Below are 18,332 nucleotides of genomic sequence, written 5' to 3'. Positions count from 1 at the left end.
TGTTGGTCACCAAAAACGTGCGAGGCCGGGCATGAGCGCGCCACTGGAGCTGTTCTCGTACTGGCGCTCCAGTGCCGCGTATCGCGTCCGCATCGGCCTGAATCTGAAGGCGCTGGCGTACCTCACGCATCCGGTGCATCTGGTACGCGACGGCGGCGAGCAGCACGCCGCTGCCTATGCACAGCTCAACCCACAGCAGCTGGTTCCGACGCTGCGCCATGGCGCGGTGGTGATTCCGCAATCGCTGGCGATTCTGGAGTATCTGGAAGAGGCGTTCCCGGACAGCACACGCCTGCTGCCTGCAGCGCCGGCAGAGCGCGCCCGCGTGCGTGCGCTCGCCCAGGTCATCGCCTGCGATGTGCATCCGCTCAACAACCTGCGCGTCATGCGGGTGCTGGAGCGCGAGTTCGCGCTGGATGCGGCGCAACGCCAGCACTGGACGCGGCACTGGATGGAGCGCGGCTTTGCCGCACTGGAACAGCAGCTGGCACGCGACCCGCTCACTGGCCGCTTCTGTCATGGCGATGTGCCAGGCCTGGCCGATGGGGTATTGGTCCCCCAGCTCTACAACGCGCACCGGTTCGAGGTCGATCTGGCCCCGTATCCGACCCTGCAGCGCATCGAACAGGCCTGCCTGGCGTTACCGGCCTTCGATGCGGCACGGCCGGAGATGCAGGTTGATGCGGTGGCGTGAGGGCTGCGCATCGAGGCCCTCATCCGCCCTTCGGGCACCTTCTCCCGTGGACGGGAGAAGGGCAGGCGGGCGTCTGATTCGATCCCAGTCGTTGCGATGCTGGATGAAGTTGCGACGCAAAGCCGTACGGTTCAAAGCGCACGCCCCAAGGCACCGCACGCTCACTTATGTCCCTTCTCCCGCATGCGGGAGAAGGTGGCGCGCAGCGCCGGATGAGGGCGCTTGTCGCATCGATATCGCGAATGAGGGACTCGTCGCAGCGTCCGCCCTGACAGTGCAGGAGCCGGCAACCCGAGCGCCGCAATGACCGACCTTCGCCGCCAGACCGATCAGATGAACCCGTGGCTGATCTTCGGCGCAGCCGCCGTTTCGTAGTCCGCATACGGGTCGTGTTCGCCGGAGCCGCCTTCGGAAAGACGGAACTTCAGGGCAAGGCCATCGCGTGAATCGGCGGCGCGCAGCGCTTCCTCCTGCTCGATTTCGCCAGACTTCACCATCCGGAACAGGCATTGGTCGAAGGTCTGCATGCCTTCTTCCAGCGACTCTTCCATCGCCTGCTTGACCTCGTGCACCTGACCGCGACGCAGCAGGTCGCGGATCATCGGCGTGTTGAGCAGCACTTCGGTCGCCGGCCGGCGGCGTCCATCCACCCCCTTGACCAGGCGTTGCGACACCACCGCGCGCAGATTGAGCGCCAGATTCATCAGCACGTTCTTGTGCGCGCTCTCGGGGAAGAAATTGAGGATGCGCTCGATGGTCTGGTCGGCATTGTTGGAGTGCAACGTGGCCAGGCACAGGTGACCGGTTTCGGCAAACGCGATGGCGGCCTCCATGGTCTCGGCATCCAGGATTTCGCCGATCAGGATCACGTCCGGCGCTTCGCGCATCGCGTTCTTCAGCGCGCTCTGGAAGGCATGCGTGTCCAGGCCCACCTCGCGCTGGTTCACGATCGACATCTTGTGCTTGTGCAGATATTCGATCGGGTCCTCGATGGTGAGGATGTGCCCGGTGGTGGTGCTGTTGCGATGGTCGATCATCGAGGCCAGCGAAGTCGACTTGCCGGAGCCGGTCGAGCCCACCACCAGCACCAGCCCGCGCGGGGTCATGATGACGTCCTTGAGCACCTGCGGCAGGTTGAGCTCCTCGATGCTCGGGATCCGGCTGCGGATGGCGCGGATCACCATACCCACTTCGCCACGCTGCTTGAACACGTTCACGCGGAAGCGGCCGGCATCGGACAAGGCGATCGCCATGTTGAGCTCGAGCTCGCGCTCGAACTGCGGCACCTGGCCCTCGTCCATCAATGAGTAGGCGATTTTCTTGACCATCCCCGGCGGCAACCCCGTATTGCCGAGCGGGTAGAGCTTGCCTTCGATCTTGATATACACCGGCGCGCCGGTGGTCAAGAACATGTCCGAGGCATTCTTTTCGGTCATCAGCTTCAGGAAGTAGCCGATATCCATGCGCAATGGTTCCCCAACAAACAGCAGCGTCTCGTTGCAAGTCCGCCGCAGGCTTCCGACAATGGCCGTGCTCGAGACTTCCTCGCTACGGCTCCCCTAATGACGGCTAGCTTCGCATACTTGCGGCGATCCCTGTATGGCATCGCCTGTTTCATGGTTCTTTCCTCTCCGGCCGCCGCCCAGGTGGCACCGGAGCTCACCGCCGCCGAACAGGCCGTGCAACGCGCCACCCAGGCCGATGCCGACCAATACGCCCCGGATCTGGTCAACCTGGCACGCCAGGAATTGATGCAGGCCCAGCAGGCGCAACTGGACAAGCGCCAGCGCAAGCAGGTGCCGCAGATCGCCCTGCGCGCAGCGGCCGATGCCGATCTGGCCAAGGCCCGCAGCGAAGAGGCGGTGGTCACCGCCCAGCTGGCACAGCGCAAGAAGGAAGTGGCGCAGTTGCAGAACACGCTCAACACCGGGGAGGGCGGCCGATGAACCTGCGCCCACTGCTCTACATCGGTGTATTGAGCCTGGCCAGCGTGCCGCCGCTGGCGATGGCGGCCAAGGACGACCCACAGGCCGACGCGCTCAACCGGCGCCTGGCCACGCTGCAGAACGACCCGCAGACCAGTGATCTGGCCCGCTTCGAGCGGCTGCAGGCCCAGCAAAGCGTGGCCGCACTGGCCGAGGCCAAGCGCCGCGACCGCGACGAGCTGGTGTTCCTGGCCGACCGCCGGGTCGAAATTGCCGAACTCACCGCGCGTACCGCACTGGCGCGGCGTGAGCTGGATCGGCTGGAAGGCACCCGTAACGATCTGCTGATCGAAGCCAGCCGTCGCGACGCTTCGCGTGCGCGCCAGGAGGCCGAACGCTTGCGCGTGCAGGCGCAGATCCAGGCCGAAGAGGCCGAGCGCATGCGTCAGGCGGCCGAGCAGGAAACCCTGGCGCGGCAGGACGCCGAGCTGGCGCTGACCAGCGTGGCCGGCAAGCAGACCGCCAAGCTCAATGCGGCCCAGCAGAAGGCCGTGCAGCTGGCCCACGAAGAAGCCGAGCTGGTGTCCGGGGCCAAGTTGCCGGCTGCCAAGTTCGACGGCCGCGGCGAAGTGTTCTCGCTGGGCAGTGGTGCGTTCGGCGGCAAGGCCGCCCTGTCCGACGACGCCACGGCGCAGGCAAAGGCGCTGGCCGAATATCTGAACATCGGCAAGAAGGGCCGGGTCAGCATTGTCGGTTTCGACAACGATGCCGCCACCGCCAAGAAGCGGGCCGAAGCGGTGCGCGACGCGTTGGTTGCCGCCGGTGTCGCCAGTGCACGCTTGCAGGTCAGTGGCAGCAAGGGTGCGGCCAGCAAGACGCGCGCCGCCGAGGTGGTTGTCGCGCCCTGATGCAAGTAGTTGGAAGTTAAGGTCTTTTAACCCGGGCATGACGCCCGGTTGAACCGCGTTCACTGATTGACGCGAAGGACGGCAAAAGCAGCCGTTCTGGCCTTGAACCCCCCTCGCGACCGGCGTAGGGTCGTACTCCTGGGCAGCAACTCCGCTGCCCGGAAAGTACGGAGGGCCGGGTCAGTGACGCAAGGGCACGCAGCGATGCACGCAGTTGCAACAGGTAGTGTTCTTACCAGTGCGTTTACCGTGATGACCCTTGGCAACGTGACGCGCGGGTCTTCCATTCCCAAGCAGCGCCCTGCGCCGTCTGCGGCCGGGGCGTTCTTGTTTTAAGTGAAGGAGGTAACGCCATGTTCGAAGGGCAACCGCAGACCGAAATCGACGCATTGATCAAGTCCGATCCCGAGTTCAAGCAGCTGTACCAACGCCACAAGCTCTTGAACAAGAAATGCATGGATGCCGAACTTGGGGTACTCCCCATCGACGATGTGACCTTGGGCCAGATGAAACGCGAAAAGTTGCAGGCCAAAGAAAAGCTCACCCGGATGTACGACCAGCTCACGCACTGATCCTTCCCCACCGTTAGAACAAGTTCACCGTCGCGGGCGGTGGCAGCCTCCTCGTCGGCTCGCCACCGTCCGCGTCTTTATTTAGCCGCTGCGCTTTCGCGCAGATGGCGCCTCCCTGCAGCGGCTGAGCCTGCTCGTTCATGGGTCTGCGCAATGGTTTCACGCCTGAATGAGCATTCCCCAGCCGTTCGTCGGATAATGACCGGTCTAGCCCGTGCGGCGCAGCGACGATATTCCGATGGCGATCCACTCCTCCGTACTCGAACTGATCGGCAACACGCCCATCGTCAAGGCACAGCACCTGGACACCGGCGTCTGCGAGCTGTTCCTCAAGCTGGAGGCGGCCAACCCCGGTGGATCGATCAAGGACCGTATCGGCCTGTCGATGATTGAAGCGGCAGAACAGCGCGGCGACCTCAAGCCCGGTGCCACCCTGGTGGAAGGCACGGCCGGCAATACCGGCCTGGGTCTGGCCCTGGTCGCGCAGCAGAAGGGCTACCAGCTGATCCTGGTGGTGCCGGACAAGATGAGCCGCGAGAAGATCTTCAACCTCAAGGCCATGGGCGCCAACGTGGTGCTGACCCGCTCGGACGTGGCCAAGGGCCACCCGGAGTATTACCAGGACCTGGCGGCCAAGATCGCTTCCGAAACCCCCGGCGCCTACTTCATCAATCAGTTCGGCAACCCGGACAACCCGGCCGCGCACGAATTCGGCACCGGCCCGGAGATCCTGGCGCAGATGGATGGTGATCTGGACGCGATCGTCTTCGGCTGCGGCAGCTCCGGCACCATGACCGGCCTGTCGCGCGCGTTCGCTACCGCCTCGCCGCACACCGAGCTGGTGCTGGCCGACCCGGTCGGCTCGATCCTGACCCAGTACATCGAAGAAGGTACGGTCAGCGAGAAGTCCGGCAGCTGGCTGGTCGAAGGCATCGGCGAAGACTTCCTGCCGGATATCTCTGATTTTTCGCGCGTCAAGAAGGCCTATTCCATCAGCGATGCGGAAAGCTTCCACACCGCGCGCGAGCTGCTGGCCAAGGAGGGCATCCTCGGCGGCTCGTCCACCGGCACCTTGCTGGCCGCTGCGCTGAAATATTGCCGCGAGCAGACCACGCCCAAGCGTGTGCTGGTGTTCGTCTGCGATACCGGCAACAAGTATCTGTCGAAGATGTACAACGACTACTGGATGCTCGACAACGGCTTTTTGGAGCGCCCGCAGCACGGCGACCTGCGCGACCTGATCCTGCGCCCTTACAACAAGCGCGACACCGTAGTGGTGGGGCCGAAGGATCTGCTGACCACCGCCTATCAGCGCATGAAGCTGTACGACGTGTCGCAGTTGCCGGTGATCGACGACGGCGAGCTGGTGGGCATCGTCGACGAGAGCGACGTGCTGCTGCACGTGTATGGCGACGAGGCGCGCTTCCGCGACCCGATCTCCACCGCCATGGTCAGCAAGCTGGATCGTCTGGATGTCGCATCGCCGATCGAAGCGTTGCTGCCGGTGTTCGACCGCGGCCAGGTCGCCATCGTCATGGACGGCAAGCAGTTCCTGGGCCTGATCACCCGTATCGACCTGCTCAACTACCTGCGCCGCCGCGTGCAGTGATCGCATGCAGTGACTGGGTAGCGCGCGCGTCCGGATGAGACGCGCGGCACCGGGCATTCAGACCTGCTTGTTACAATCCGCCACTTTTTCCGGGAACCTCCATGTCCAATTGCACCACACCCAGCCACGAAGGCGAGCGCGAACTTTCGCTCGCAACGCTGGCGATCCATGGAGGGCAGTCGCCGGATCCCAGCACCGGGGCAGTGATGCCGCCGATCTATGCGACGTCCACCTATGCGCAGTCCAGCCCGGGCGAGCATCAGGGCTTCGAATACTCGCGCACCCACAACCCCACGCGCTTTGCCTATGAGCGCTGCGTTGCCGCGCTGGAAGGTGGCACGCGTGCATTCGCGTTCGCTTCCGGCATGGCCGCCACCTCCACGGTGATGGAATTGCTGGATGCCGGCAGCCACGTGGTGGCGATGGACGACCTGTATGGCGGCACCTTCCGCCTGTTCGAGCGCGTGCGTCGCCGCACTGCCGGCCTGGATTTCAGCTTCGTCGACCTGACCGATGCGGCCGCCTTCGAAGCGGCGATCCGCCCCGACACCAGGATGGTGTGGATCGAAACCCCGACCAACCCGATGCTCAAGCTGGTCGATATCGCCGCCATCGCCACGATCGCGCGCAAGCACGGCCTGCTGATCGTGGTCGACAACACCTTCGCCTCGCCGATGCTGCAACGCCCGCTCAGCCTGGGCGCCGACATCGTCGTGCATTCGGCCACCAAGTACCTCAACGGCCACTCCGACATGGTCGGCGGCATCGCCGTGGTTGGCGACAACGCCGAACTGGCCGAGCAACTGGCCTTCCTGCAGAACTCCATCGGCGGCGTGCAAGGTCCGTTCGACAGCTTCCTCGCCCTGCGCGGCCTCAAGACCCTGCCGCTGCGCATGCGCGCGCATTGCGAAAACGCCCTGGCGCTGGCGCAGTGGCTGGAAAACCACCCCGCGATCGAAAAGGTGATCTACCCCGGCCTGGCTTCGCACCCGCAGCACGCACTGGCCCAGCGCCAGATGTCCGGCTTCGGCGGCATCGTCTCGATCGTCCTCAAGGGCGGCTTCGATGCGGCCAAGCGCTTCTGCGAAAAGACCGAACTGTTCACCCTGGCCGAATCGCTCGGCGGCGTGGAAAGCCTGGTGAACCATCCCGCCGTCATGACGCATGCCTCGATTCCCGTGGCCCGCCGCGAACAGCTTGGTATCAGCGATGCGTTGGTCAGGCTGAGTGTGGGTGTTGAGGATGTGGAGGATTTGCGTGGGGATCTGGAACGTGCCCTCGATGCATCCCGTTCTCCATGACTGCGTCGCCGCACCGACGGGACTTCTTCGCTTACTGGCGGAGCGGGCTGGCCGGCCTTCGTCTGCAGTCGTGGGTACGCCAACAGGCCTGGTTGCAGCGTATCTATCGTGTTTTTCCGCAGAGTTGGCGTGACCGCGTTTCTTCCAAGCTATCCGCCCGCTCCTTGGTTCAAACGCGTTTCCAGCGCACGGATGCCTGGGAGCTGAACCCAAAAGGCGCTGACGCTTCCTTGCCGACGAACGCTGATTTCTCCTTCACCGAGACTCCATTGGTGGGGATCAACATTGTTGGCTATCTCCGTGGCGAATTCGGGTTGGCGGAAAGTGCAAGGATGTATGCGCGTGCGCTGATCAGCGCTGGCGTGCCTGTGTCGTTGTACGACCTGGACATGGGGCTTCCGCACTCCTGGGACGACCGGAGCCTGGATGGTCTCATCGACCAGCGCATGCTGCACCAGGTCACCGTCATCTTCGTCAATCCCGACTACCTCGAAGCCGCGTTCGACAAGATCGGCCGGGCCCGTATGGAAGGGCATTACGTCATTGCGTGCTGGTTTTGGGAACTTGAGGTGATTCCGCCAAGTTGGCTGAGCGCCATTGCGCTGGTGGACGAGATCATGGTGGCCTCACGATTCATTGAGGATGCGTTCCGCAGCGTGACCGACAAACCGATCATGCGAGTTCCGCTGCCGCTCTCTGACCAGCGTGATAGCGGCTTGCAGAGACAGGACTTCGGGCTGGATCCGGAAACCTTCGTCTTTCTTTTCACTTTTGATTTCCACTCCTTCGTGACCAGGAAAAATCCCCAGGCCGTCGTCAATGCATTCAGGCATGCGTTTCCGGACGGTCGTGACGACGTGCGTCTGGTCGTGAAGTCAAGCAATGGGCATATGTATCCCGAACACATGGCAGAACTCCTGAGTCTGGTCGCAGCGGACACGCGGATCCTGCTGCGGGACGAGGTGATCGACAAGATGCATGTGCGCGCGCTGCAGCGCTGCTGTGATGTGTATGTGTCGCTGCACCGGGCCGAAGGCTTCGGGCTGGGGCTTGCCGAGTGCATGTCACTCGGTAAGCCGGTCATCGCGACGGGCTGGTCGGGCAACATGGAATTCATGACATACAGCAACTCCTGCCTCGTGGACTACGATCTGGTGCCGGTTGCGGGACGATATCCGGAGTCAGATGGCGCGCGCTGGGCGGAGCCCAGCATCGCATCCGCCGCCGCTGCTATGCGCCGGCTCGCGGATGACCCGCTACAGGCGCGGCGGCTGGGCGAAACAGCCAGGGCCGATATCTGCAGCAGGCTTGCTCCGCAAAGCGTGGCCCAGCATCTGCTGGCGAGGGCAGAGAGGGTTGTCAAGTCAACGCACTGATGGTGGCCATTTGTTGGTCCTGTGATGTAGCAATTTAGGTTGCCCGTTCCACCAAGGTAGTGAACACTTTCAGAGGTAGCAACGTTGGACATGATCCGGTCCGTATGGGCCTTCCGATACTTCATCCTGTCGTCGATCAGGAATGACCTGCGTCTGCGCTTCCTGCGCAGCAAACTGGGCGCACTGTGGATGATCATCCATCCGCTCATGCAGGTGCTGATCTTTGCGACGATTCTCTCCGAGGTGCTGGCCGCGAAGCTGCCAGGCGTCAATAACAAGTTTGCTTACGCGCTTTACCTGATGGCCGGGACCCTTTGCTGGAGCATGTTCGCCGAATGTATTGGCAAATGTGCTTCGTTGTTCGTTGATAACGGCAATCTCATGAAGAAGCAGGCGTTTCCTCGCATCTGCCTTCCGCTCATTGCCGGCGGCACCGTCATGGTCAACAACCTGTTGCTGTTTTTGGCGATCATCGTCGTTTTTGCCGTACTGGGCCATACCCTGGGGCCGCAGGCAGCGTGGCTCCCGCTGCTGATGCTGCTGACGTTGGCATTTGCAATGTCGATCGGCCTGCTGCTTGGGGTCTTCAACGTGTTCGTGCGCGACATCGGGCAGGTCGTGCCGGTCGTCTTGCAGGCATTGTTCTGGGTGACGCCCATCGTTTACACCATTGACATACTCCCTGCGCAGACCCAGGAGCTGTTCAAGCTCAACCCGCTGTTCCCGCTTGTCAGTGCATATCAGGGGGTCCTTCTTTACGGACGTTCCCCGGCATGGATCGAGCTTGTGCCTCTCATGCTGGCGACCCTCGTGTTGTGTGCCATGTCGTTGGTTATTTTCCGCCGCGCGAGTGCCGAAATGGTGGATGCCCTATGAGCCCGGTACTAATGGTTGAAGGGCTTGGGAAGTCCTACCGTGTCTGGGGTAGCGAGTGGCTACGCGCTGCCAGCTGGTTTGGGTTGAAGGTCAAGCCGCGAGAGGAGCACTGGGTACTGCGGAATGTCGGGTTTTCGGTCGCTCCGGGTGAGTCGATCGGGATCATGGGGCGCAATGGCGCCGGAAAGAGCACATTGCTCAAGCTGATCACCGGTACATCGCAACCCACCGAAGGGCGAATCGTCCGGCATGGCCGTATCGCCGCGATTCTTGAGCTCGGCATGGGATTCAATCCGGACCTGAGTGGCCGGGAGAATGCAAAACATTCCGCCGGGCTCATGGGTTACACATTGGAACAAATCGACAAGGTGTTGCCCGAGATACAGGAGTTTGCCGAGATCGGAGAGTACTTCGATGAGCCGGTCCGCACCTACTCAAGCGGTATGCAGGTGCGCGTCGCGTTTGCGGTGGCCACCGCATTTCGGCCCGATCTACTCATCGTCGACGAAGCATTGTCGGTGGGCGATGCGTATTTTCAGGCGAAGTGCTTCAAGCGCATCCAGTCTTACAAGGACGAGGGCATGACGCTCATCCTGGTCAGCCACGCGGTCGGAGATGTTGTCAAACACTGCGATCGTGCCATTTTGATCAAGGACGGTAGCGTTCATGCCGATGGTCCGTCGCGGGAGGTGTCGAACCTCTATCTTGACGAGTTGTTTGGAAAGAAGTCGGTCTCGCTTCACGCGGAGGCCAAGGATACCCCGAAGGAGTTCCGCACCGGCAGCGAAGACGTGTTTCATACCAGGCCATATTACAATGCATCCGAGCATCGCTGGGGGCAGGGCGGTGCCCGAATTCTGGATTACGTGGTTGCCAGCGATGGTCAGGAATTTCCCGCGCGCGTGGAAAGTGGCTCGAGGACGACGTTTTACTTCAAGATTGCATTCGATCAGGATTTCGATAGCGTGGTGCCCGGTATCTTGGTGAAAACGCTTGAAGGACTGTTTCTTTACGGAACCAATTCCTTTCTTTCCAGCGAGGGTCGTACCGAGATTGCGGCTAAGGCAGGCGATGTGATTGTCTGCAAGTTCACCATGCCTCTTGACCTGAACGAAGCGAATTACCTGATTTCGCTGGGCATTTCCAGTGGGGATCCACTGGTGGAACTGACGCCACTGGATCGGCGCTACGATGCCATCGTGCTGAACGTGGCCAGAGGGATGCAGTTTTGGGGAATGATGGACCTGAAGGCCGACTTCGAGATCGTTGAGGCCTTGTCATGACGACGGCGGAATTTTACATCAATACAAAGAGCGAACAGTCATGACCGAGTCACTGAGTATGGGCGCCCTTGTGGCAGCCCTTCCTGAGAAGTATCAGCCGATTTTCGCGCATCCTGAACTAACCGATGGCAGCTCGCGTGGTTGCGAGGATAGGCTGCTGTTGATCCGCCAGTGTGCGCAGCGCCTTCAGGCTACGCTCGGGCGTCCGCTGCGCGTCCTGGATCTTGGCTGTGCGCAGGGCTTCTTCTCATTGAACCTGGCGGCCGACGGCCACACGGTGCACGGAGTGGACTTTCTCGATCTCAATGTAAATGTGTGCAAAGCGCTGGCTGCCGAAAATCCTTCGTTTGCAGCGAGCTTTGAGCACGGTACTGTCGAGGACGTGATAGATCGGCTTGAACCGGGTCGGTACGATCTGGTCCTCGGGCTCAGCGTCTTCCATCATCTCGTACACGCCCGAGGCATCCTGAGCGTATCGGAACTGTGTCGCAAGCTTTCGGAAAAGACCGCTGCGGGAGTGTTTGAACTCGCCTTGCATGAGGAGCCGCTTTACTGGGCGCCATCGTTACCGCAGGATCCTGCCGAAATCCTATCCAGTTATGCGTTCCTGCGCCTGCTTTCGCGGCAGGAGACGCACCTTTCGGCAGTGTCAAGGCCGCTCTATTTCGCGAGCAGCCAGTTCTGGTATGTGGACGGAATCATCGGCGATTTCACGTCCTGGACAGCTGAATCGCATGCGCATGGGCGGGGCACGCACCTGCAATCGCGTCGCTATTATTTCGGGCCACAGGTTTTCGTAAAAAGAATGACGCTGGCCGTTGAAGATCGCGCAGAGATCAACTTGCGCGAATTCGTCAATGAAGTGGAGTTTCTAAGCAATCCGCCACTCGGCTATCCGGCGCCGCGCCTGATCGCGTCGCTGAACGACTCCAGGGATTTGTTTCTTGCCAGGTCGATGATGGATGGGCGACTTCTTTCCCAGGCGATCGACGATGGTTCGGCTTATGACGCCGATGAGATCATCGCGCAGATTCTCGAGCAACTTGTGTTGCTTGAACGTGCCGGTTTGTATCATAACGATGTGCGCTGCTGGAATATCCTCATCACGCCGGAAATGCGTGCTGTACTGATCGATTACGGCGCGATCTCGACCAACGCCGCCGATTGCTCCTGGCTTGAGGATCTGTTGTTTTCGTTTCTGATCACGGTCAAGGAGATTCTTGAACGTCGGGTTGTTTCCCCCAGCCCGAGCCGTGAGCCTGCGCTGGATTTCACGACATTACCTGCCCGGTACTGCAATGCGTTCGTAGCGCTGTTTGGGCAGAATCGTTCCCAGTTGACGTTCGCCCTGCTGCAACAGTGTCTCCAACAAGCCGATGCCGCACCGGCCCCGCTTCCTGAGTGGGCATCGATTTATCGGCGTCTGCATGACGCGCTACTCGTTTACAACGCGCGGCTGAGCGCGGTGCATATCGAGACGGAGCATCATCGAGTGGAGCTTGCCGCACGTGGCGCGGCGATCGAGCAGTTTCGTGAGAGCGCATCGAAGGAACAGGGGCGCTTCCAGTTGCTTGAACAGCAAATTGCTGCTTCCGAAAGCAGGTGCCAGCGACTCGAGGAGGACAGCGAGAAACTGGCAGCCTGGGCCAAAGGACTCGAAGCTCAAGCGATCGCATCTGCTGCCTTGCAGGCTCGGGTTGCCGCACAGCAGCAACAAATTTCCCAGCTCGAGAACTCGCGCGAGCAGGATAGAAACCGAGTGAAGGAGCTGCAGGCCGATCTTTCCAGAAGCATGCAGATCGCTACTGCAGCACGAGAGCACATTCGCGAGCTTGAGTTGGCGGTGGAGGTCCTGGAAGGACAGATCGACAGCCTTCATGCAAGCCGGTCCTGGCGGATTACGGCGCCGCTTCGTTTGTTCACCACGCGGGTACTCAAACGTGGCGACGGCAATGTTGCGATTATCCGTAACGCGCCAGTCCCACAGCTGGAGGACGTGGCCACCCTTGATGGTTCGGTGCCGACTCCGGCAGAAGCTGCAATGGACAAACGTGTTGCCGCAGTCGATCAGCTGGGTAGTCGTATCCGCAAGTCACGTAAATAATCCAGAGGAAGTCAACGTTGTGGTAAGGACATCATGTAGGGGGTTCGGGTCGTGAAAAGAGTCATCGTGCTCGGTGCGCAGGTGCCGTTTATCAGGGGAGGGGCAGAGTTTCTGAATGAGGAGCTGGTCCGTCAGATCAATCTGTGGGGTAAGCAACACCAGGTCGTCGCCGAACTGGTGCAGCTGCCGTATCGTTGGTATCCCGAAACGGAAATCCTTTCCTCCGCATTGGCGTGGCGGTTATTGGATCTGAATGAAAGTAACGGGCAGAAGATCGACCTGTGTATTTGTACCAAGTTTCCAACATACGCTGCCCAGCATGCGAACAAGACGCTCTGGCTGGTGCATCAGCATAGGGTACTTTACGATCTGGAGCGCACCCGTTTTGATTTCCCCCATCTGAACTCTCGCGATGTGGCGTTGCGCGACGCCTTGCGCGTTTCAGACACGCAGCTGTTGTCGGACATCGAATCGCGCTACACCATCTCGCAGACCGTGACCGAGAGGCTTCAACAGTTCAACGGTCTTTCTTCGCAGGTTCTATACCCCCCATCCAAACTGGCCCCGTTGATCACATCCGGTGACTACGGCGATTATATTTTGTGCATCGGCCGCCTCGAGTCGATGAAGCGGCCCGACTTGCTGATTCGCGCAGCGGCACATGTATCAAAGGCCAAAATCGTCATAGCAGGCACAGGAGCCAGTGATTACGCGCTGTCCCTGGCACCGCTGGTGCATGAGCTGGGGCTGCAGGACAGGGTGGAACTGACGGGTTTTGTCGAGGATGAGAAACTGCTCGCGTTGATCGCCGGTTGCAGGGCCGTTTTCTACTCACCCGTTGACGAAGACTACGGATTCGCAACGCTGGAGGCATTTGCGGCGCATAAACCTGTCATTACGGTTGACGACAGCGGCGAAGTCGGAAGGATCGTAAAAGCCACCGGAAGTGGGTGGGTCACCGGTCCCACGGCAGAGGAAATCGCGCAGAGTATCGGGGACTGCTACGCAAGAACCGGTGCGCAACTACGCGCGCTTGCCGATGAAGGATACCGACTCAGCACCTCGATTACATGGGATCGCGTGATACGCGAGCTCGTGGAGGAAAGGATTTGAACACGCGTTTCCGCATTGCCATGGTCGGGCCACTACCCCCCGAGCATTCCGGCATTGCCGAGTATTCGGCCGGGCTGGTGGAACTGTTGCGCGCGCGGGGCGTGCAGGTCGACACGGTGGTCCGCGGTGACGTGGAACGCATGGGAGCCCAGAAGGTTGTCGATGGGCTGCTTGAAGCGGATGCCGTTGTCTACCAGATGGGAAATCATCCCGCTTTTCATGGGTGGATGCTTCCACTGATGGCATGTGTTCCCGGCGTTGTTCACCTGCATGATCTGGTGCTGCACCACATGGTGGCGGGTGTCCTGAGTGACGAGTCGCTGCTCGGTGACGGGTATACGCGGGTGCTGGAACAATGGCATTCCGCTGCTGAAGTGAAGAACGCAACGCTTGCACTGCGTTATGGCTCTCCGATCTGGGGCCGTGACGACATCGTGCATTACCCGCTTCATCAAGTGGCGACGAAATTCGCACTGGAGGTGGTCGTGCATTCCCGATACGCGGCCGAAAGCGTTGCCAAGGAGTTTCCATGGCTGCCTGTTACGGTCATCCCCCAACTCTATCCTGTCGCCGCGCGGCATCGGGTGCGTGATCGTCTCAGCACCATTGCGGTGATGGGCGGTGGGCAGGTGAATCGCAGGTTCGACTGGATCGTTGAGGCATTGTTGCAGGTCGAGCCCGAGTTGACTCACCCGCTTTCTCTTGAGATAGCCGGTGTGGTCGAACCTGCCGTGCAGCTACAGCTGGAGCGGCTTTCGGGTTTGCAGAACGTGCGATTGATCGATCATGGTCGCATCGACGACGAGCAATTTCGCAGTGTGTTCGAGCGTGCCGACCTGATGATCGCGCTTCGCCAGCCGACCATGGGCGAAGCCTCCGCGGTCGTGTCAAAGGCATTGCAAGCGGGCCTGCCTGTCGTGGTATCGGATCAGGGCTGGTACGCAGAACTGCCGTCCTGCGTCAGGAAAGTGCCCCCCACGTCCGACTGTCCAGAGGTTCTTGGCAGTCTGTTGCGGCACTTTGCACTGGATTCGGCAGCGTACTCGCGTTGGGCAGAAGAATGTGGAGATCAGGCGAGTCGCCCGGAGCTTGACCCATACGGTGCTACCGACCGCTATGTGAAGCTGTTGAAATCCAGGCGTGTCTTTTCCGATTTCAGGGATCGCGTCGCCGAGGCCTTGGTCGATCTCAAGATCGACCTTGAATCTCCGCTGTCGGGCGAAGTTCAGAGAATCGATGTCCGCAGTACGCTGCGTGGTGACCGGTGGGTCGATTCTGCGCTCAAGGCCTTATCCGAGCGCCAGGTCGACACGCACGGACAAATGGTCTTCGCCACGGTCGAGCCGTACCCTTATACTGAGGCCTTGCCGGTCGAAGCATGTCAGGGAGGGGCGGCACTGATCGAAACCGATCTTGGTGTGGCCGAGCCCTCCAGCGAGGTCACCGTAAGGCTGATGCTGAACAATACCAGCGGGTTCCCCTGGCTCAGTCCGCCCGGCCACTCGGTGATGCCGTTCGGCATTTACATCGGATGCTACTGGCGCTCCGTTGTGCCGCTGCAGGAAGTCGAGCAGCCGCGCCATTGGATTGACGAGCCAATCGAGCCAGCTTCGTGTCGCGAACAGGTCATCTCACTTCGTGTGCCTGATGCAGTTGGTGAGTACGAATTGGAAATCGATCTCGTCCAGGAATCTGTTGGCTGGTTCAAAACTCGGGGGTTTGTACCAGCCCGGCTGCTCGTACGTGTAGAAGCCACTCAATCATGAGGGCACATTCATCCAACCCAGGTCCTAACGCATGAAAGCTTTTGTGAAAACCCCCGTCTCTCTGGGCACTGTCGCCATCCTGGCGACTTTCATCACCCTTGTTGGTTGCTCCAAATCGCCTGAGGCAGACCAGCCGGTAACCGCCGCACCTCAACCGGCTGCTCCGGCCTCCGAAGCACCCGGTATGACGAGCCCCTTGACGCAGGAGCAAGTCGGGGCTCGCTATGCCATCGTTTCGGACCCTGTGGTCGCCAATAATGGCGAGGTGATACGCACCGTTGTGTCGGTCACCAACGCTGGCAAGGAAACGCTGAGTTCGAAGGGCACCTTGCCGGTCAACCTCGCAATCTCTCTGGTAGACAGTTCCGGCGCTTTATCGGCGAAGGATTTCGTACGCGCTTCGCTTCCCGCCGATGGAATTGCTGCGGGTGCCTCCGCCGAGGTGATCGCCGAGGTGCCAGCCCAGGCAGTGGTTGGAAAGAGCCTGCGAATCGGGCTGGTACAGGAAGGCGTCGCCTGGTTCAGCGATTTCAAGATCGAGCCGCTCGACTACGGCCCGTTCAGCAGCTGCGCAGATCAGGGCAAGCAGACGATATGCGGTGCGGGTGGGAAGCCGCTGTCAACGCGTTGAGCTGCACCGTGCGGCGGAAACAGCCCGATCCTGCATCGGCTCAAAGCCGGAACCAATACGTAAACAAGAGAATGTGTTAATGAAAACTGCGTTGATTACTGGAATCTCGGGTCAAGACGGTGCTTACCTTGCAGAACTGCTGTTGGACAAGGGCTACCGCGTATTTGGCACGTATCGCCGTACGAGTTCGGTCAATTTCTGGCGGATCGAAGAGCTTGGAATTGCAGCCCACCCGAACCTTAATCTAATCGAATACGATCTGACGGATCTAGGGTCGAGCATCCGTATGCTTGAAAGCACCGGAGCCACCGAGGTCTACAATCTGGCGGCTCAGAGCTTCGTGGGTGTGTCTTTCGATCAGCCGACCACGACGGCGCAGATCACCGGTATCGGTCCGGTCCACCTGCTGGAGGCGATCCGTCAGGTGAACCGGGATATCCGCTTCTACCAGGCCTCGACGTCGGAGATGTTCGGCAAGGTGCAGGCTGTTCCGCAGATCGAAAGCACGCCGTTCTATCCACGCAGCCCCTATGGTGTCGCCAAACTCTATGCACACTGGATGACGGTGAACTACCGCGAGAGTTACGACATCTTTGGTTGCAGTGGCATCCTGTTCAACCACGAAAGTCCATTGCGTGGACGTGAATTCGTGACGCGCAAGATCACCGACTCGGTAGCCAAGATCAAGCTCGGGCTGCTGGACTGCATGGAATTGGGTAACCTGGACGCCAAGCGTGACTGGGGCTTTGCGCGCGAGTATGTGGAAGGTATGTGGCGGATGCTGCAGGCCGAGGAGCCGGATACTTTCGTGCTCGCAACCAATCGCACCGAGACCGTACGCGATTTCGTCAGCATGGCGTTCAAGGGCGCGGGCATCGACGTCGAGTTCCGTGGGAAGGACGCTGAAGAGACTGCGGTGGATACTGCCACCGGCAAGGTGCTCATGCGCATCAACCCGAAGTTCCACCGCCCTGCAGAAGTGGAGCTGCTGATCGGCGATCCCGAAAAGGCGGCCCGCATCCTCGGCTGGAAGCCCGAGACCACGCTGGAGCAGCTGTGCCAGATGATGGTCGAGGCCGATCTGAAGAGGAACGAGCGTGGCTTCTCATTCTGACCTGATGGGCAAGCGGGTTCTGATCAGCGGAGCGTCCGGGTTCACCGGGCGCTACATGACCCAGCAGCTCCAGGAACAGGGCTGCACGGTCATTGGCGTCGGCACGCGTTCGGACACTGCCGGCATGGGCAGCACCGACGAGTTCTGGCCGATGGATCTGCGCGACGCTGCCGACGTCGCCCGCGCCGTTGCGCAGGCCCAAGCCGACTACGTTGTGCATCTGGCGGCAGTGGCCTTTGTCGGTCATGGGGATGCTGACGATTTTTACCGCGTCAATCTGCTAGGTACGCGTAACCTGCTGCAGGCGCTGGCCGCAAGCCGACACCGCCCGGAGAGGGTGCTGATCGCGAGCAGTGCCAATGTCTACGGCAATGCAACCGAAGGCGTGATCGACGAGTCGGTCACGCCCGCGCCCGCGAACGACTACGCGGTGAGCAAGCTCGCCATGGAATATGTCGCCAGCTTATGGCGCGAGCGCCTGCCCCTGGTGATTGCGCGCCCCTTCAACTATACCGGGGTCGGTCAGGCGACCAACTTCCTGATTCCCAAGATCGTTTCCCATTTCGCATCGCGTGCCTCTTCCATCGAGTTGGGCAACACCGAAGTGTGGCGCGATTTCGGCGATGTCAGGTCGGTCGTGCTGGCTTACCGCAAGCTCCTGCAGGCGCCAGCGGCCGAAGGGCAAATCGTCAATGTATGTTCGGGTGTCGCCAGTTCGCTAGGGGACATCATCAGGATCTGCTCGAAAATCACTGGCCACGACATCGACGTCCAGGTGAACCCCGCGTTCGTTCGGGAGAACGAGGTCAAGAAGTTGCTTGGCAGCAATGCCAGATTGCAGGAGCTGATCGGCGATTGGCAGAGTCTTGCGCTGGAGGACACGCTGCGCTGGATGCTTGAAGCTGCCAGCACTGAGCAGTGAGGGCAATCCAAGGACATTGAGAGCAATCGAGCTTCGGCTGGAAAATTCAGCCGAAGCTCGCTGCGAATGCTTGGTAGTGTTTTTGTTCAGCGTTATCTAACAGGCTGACGCACCCGCAGTTGCCAGGAACCGCGCCAG

At 60.6% G+C, this 18,332-nt stretch carries 16 protein-coding genes; 15 read left to right on the top strand and 1 reads right to left on the bottom strand.

What is annotated here, in order from left to right; all coding sequences use genetic code 11:
- Positions 1-31 precede the first annotated feature (31 nt).
- Positions 32-694 (top strand): maleylacetoacetate isomerase, encoded by a 663-nt coding sequence (maiA, locus tag M3O59_RS17405; protein WP_249045707.1) that lies wholly within the window; start codon positions 32-34, stop codon positions 692-694.
- A 329-nt stretch (positions 695-1,023) separates the two neighbouring features.
- Here maiA and M3O59_RS17400 read toward each other — a convergent pair whose 3' ends face one another.
- Complete coding sequence (locus M3O59_RS17400; protein WP_064635139.1) at positions 1,024-2,157, bottom strand: PilT/PilU family type 4a pilus ATPase; 1,134 nt, start codon at positions 2,155-2,157, stop codon at positions 1,024-1,026.
- Positions 2,158-2,256: 99 nt separating this feature from the next.
- Between M3O59_RS17400 and M3O59_RS17395 the strand changes: the two genes are divergently transcribed.
- The 14 genes from M3O59_RS17395 (at position 2,257) to M3O59_RS17330 (ending at position 18,194) form a co-directional block, all read left to right on the top strand.
- Positions 2,257-2,640 (top strand): DUF4398 domain-containing protein, encoded by a 384-nt coding sequence (locus M3O59_RS17395; protein ID WP_116905752.1) that lies wholly within the window; start codon positions 2,257-2,259, stop codon positions 2,638-2,640.
- Positions 2,637-3,527 (top strand): hypothetical protein, encoded by an 891-nt coding sequence (locus tag M3O59_RS17390; RefSeq protein WP_064635144.1) that lies wholly within the window; start codon positions 2,637-2,639, stop codon positions 3,525-3,527. Before M3O59_RS17395 ends, M3O59_RS17390 begins: the two co-directional genes overlap by 4 nt.
- Before the next feature lie 353 nt (positions 3,528-3,880).
- The gene (locus M3O59_RS17385) at positions 3,881-4,099 is read left to right on the top strand and encodes a YdcH family protein (RefSeq protein ID WP_005991804.1); all 219 of its coding nucleotides are present in this window, start codon (positions 3,881-3,883) and stop codon (positions 4,097-4,099) included.
- A 238-nt stretch (positions 4,100-4,337) separates the two neighbouring features.
- Positions 4,338-5,708 (top strand): pyridoxal-phosphate dependent enzyme, encoded by a 1,371-nt coding sequence (locus tag M3O59_RS17380; RefSeq protein WP_064635249.1) that lies wholly within the window; start codon positions 4,338-4,340, stop codon positions 5,706-5,708.
- A gap of 101 nt (positions 5,709-5,809) precedes the next feature.
- Positions 5,810-7,009 (top strand): cystathionine gamma-synthase, encoded by a 1,200-nt coding sequence (locus M3O59_RS17375; RefSeq protein WP_064635146.1) that lies wholly within the window; start codon positions 5,810-5,812, stop codon positions 7,007-7,009.
- Positions 7,006-8,385, top strand: a complete 1,380-nt coding sequence (locus M3O59_RS17370) for a glycosyltransferase family 4 protein (RefSeq protein ID WP_064635148.1) — start codon at positions 7,006-7,008, stop codon at positions 8,383-8,385. The genes M3O59_RS17375 and M3O59_RS17370 overlap by 4 nt, the downstream gene beginning before the upstream one ends.
- A 90-nt stretch (positions 8,386-8,475) precedes the next feature.
- Complete coding sequence (locus tag M3O59_RS17365; RefSeq protein ID WP_181920537.1) at positions 8,476-9,261, top strand: ABC transporter permease; 786 nt, start codon at positions 8,476-8,478, stop codon at positions 9,259-9,261.
- A complete protein-coding gene (locus tag M3O59_RS17360; RefSeq protein ID WP_249054583.1) occupies positions 9,258-10,544 on the top strand; it encodes an ABC transporter ATP-binding protein in 1,287 nt (428 codons plus the stop codon). Before M3O59_RS17365 ends, M3O59_RS17360 begins: the two co-directional genes overlap by 4 nt.
- A gap of 40 nt (positions 10,545-10,584) precedes the next feature.
- Positions 10,585-12,648 carry a methyltransferase domain-containing protein gene (locus M3O59_RS17355; protein ID WP_249054581.1) on the top strand — a complete coding sequence of 688 codons (2,064 nt, stop codon included), beginning with the start codon at positions 10,585-10,587 and terminating at the stop codon, positions 12,646-12,648.
- A 51-nt stretch (positions 12,649-12,699) separates the two neighbouring features.
- Positions 12,700-13,761 carry a glycosyltransferase family 4 protein gene (locus tag M3O59_RS17350; RefSeq protein WP_064635156.1) on the top strand — a complete coding sequence of 354 codons (1,062 nt, stop codon included), beginning with the start codon at positions 12,700-12,702 and terminating at the stop codon, positions 13,759-13,761.
- 20 nt (positions 13,762-13,781) lie between these two features.
- The gene (locus tag M3O59_RS17345) at positions 13,782-15,527 is read left to right on the top strand and encodes a glycosyltransferase (RefSeq protein ID WP_249054616.1); all 1,746 of its coding nucleotides are present in this window, start codon (positions 13,782-13,784) and stop codon (positions 15,525-15,527) included.
- Between the two features lie 31 nt (positions 15,528-15,558).
- Complete coding sequence (locus tag M3O59_RS17340) at positions 15,559-16,158, top strand: hypothetical protein (protein ID WP_064635160.1); 600 nt, start codon at positions 15,559-15,561, stop codon at positions 16,156-16,158.
- Between the two features lie 79 nt (positions 16,159-16,237).
- Positions 16,238-17,272 (top strand): GDP-mannose 4,6-dehydratase, encoded by a 1,035-nt coding sequence (gene gmd, locus M3O59_RS17335; RefSeq protein ID WP_064635161.1) that lies wholly within the window; start codon positions 16,238-16,240, stop codon positions 17,270-17,272.
- On the top strand, positions 17,256-18,194 hold the full coding sequence (locus tag M3O59_RS17330) for an NAD-dependent epimerase/dehydratase family protein (RefSeq protein WP_082925909.1): 939 nt from the start codon (positions 17,256-17,258) through the stop codon (positions 18,192-18,194). Before gmd ends, M3O59_RS17330 begins: the two co-directional genes overlap by 17 nt.
- Positions 18,195-18,332 lie beyond the last annotated feature (138 nt).

It is taken from the genome of Xanthomonas nasturtii (genome assembly GCF_023337365.3).
Classification (GTDB): domain Bacteria; phylum Pseudomonadota; class Gammaproteobacteria; order Xanthomonadales; family Xanthomonadaceae; genus Xanthomonas; species Xanthomonas nasturtii.
Note: the sequence above shows the minus strand (reverse complement) of the source record. Positions and strands in the feature narration are given on the sequence as shown.

Coding starts and splice junctions, on each gene's coding strand:
- M3O59_RS17390 (WP_064635144.1), top strand. CDS start 2,637: ATGAACCTGCGCCCACTGCTCTACATCGGTGTATTGAGCCTGGCCAGC.
- M3O59_RS17375 (WP_064635146.1), top strand. CDS start 5,810: ATGTCCAATTGCACCACACCCAGCCACGAAGGCGAGCGCGAACTTTCG.
- M3O59_RS17360 (WP_249054583.1), top strand. CDS start 9,258: ATGAGCCCGGTACTAATGGTTGAAGGGCTTGGGAAGTCCTACCGTGTC.
- M3O59_RS17380 (WP_064635249.1), top strand. CDS start 4,338: ATGGCGATCCACTCCTCCGTACTCGAACTGATCGGCAACACGCCCATC.
- gmd (WP_064635161.1), top strand. CDS start 16,238: ATGAAAACTGCGTTGATTACTGGAATCTCGGGTCAAGACGGTGCTTAC.
- M3O59_RS17385 (WP_005991804.1), top strand. CDS start 3,881: ATGTTCGAAGGGCAACCGCAGACCGAAATCGACGCATTGATCAAGTCC.
- M3O59_RS17395 (WP_116905752.1), top strand. CDS start 2,257: ATGACGGCTAGCTTCGCATACTTGCGGCGATCCCTGTATGGCATCGCC.
- maiA (WP_249045707.1), top strand. CDS start 32: ATGAGCGCGCCACTGGAGCTGTTCTCGTACTGGCGCTCCAGTGCCGCG.
- M3O59_RS17370 (WP_064635148.1), top strand. CDS start 7,006: ATGACTGCGTCGCCGCACCGACGGGACTTCTTCGCTTACTGGCGGAGC.
- M3O59_RS17345 (WP_249054616.1), top strand. CDS start 13,782: ATGGTCGGGCCACTACCCCCCGAGCATTCCGGCATTGCCGAGTATTCG.
- M3O59_RS17340 (WP_064635160.1), top strand. CDS start 15,559: ATGAAAGCTTTTGTGAAAACCCCCGTCTCTCTGGGCACTGTCGCCATC.
- M3O59_RS17400 (WP_064635139.1), bottom strand. CDS start 2,157: ATGGATATCGGCTACTTCCTGAAGCTGATGACCGAAAAGAATGCCTCG.
- M3O59_RS17355 (WP_249054581.1), top strand. CDS start 10,585: ATGACCGAGTCACTGAGTATGGGCGCCCTTGTGGCAGCCCTTCCTGAG.
- M3O59_RS17365 (WP_181920537.1), top strand. CDS start 8,476: ATGATCCGGTCCGTATGGGCCTTCCGATACTTCATCCTGTCGTCGATC.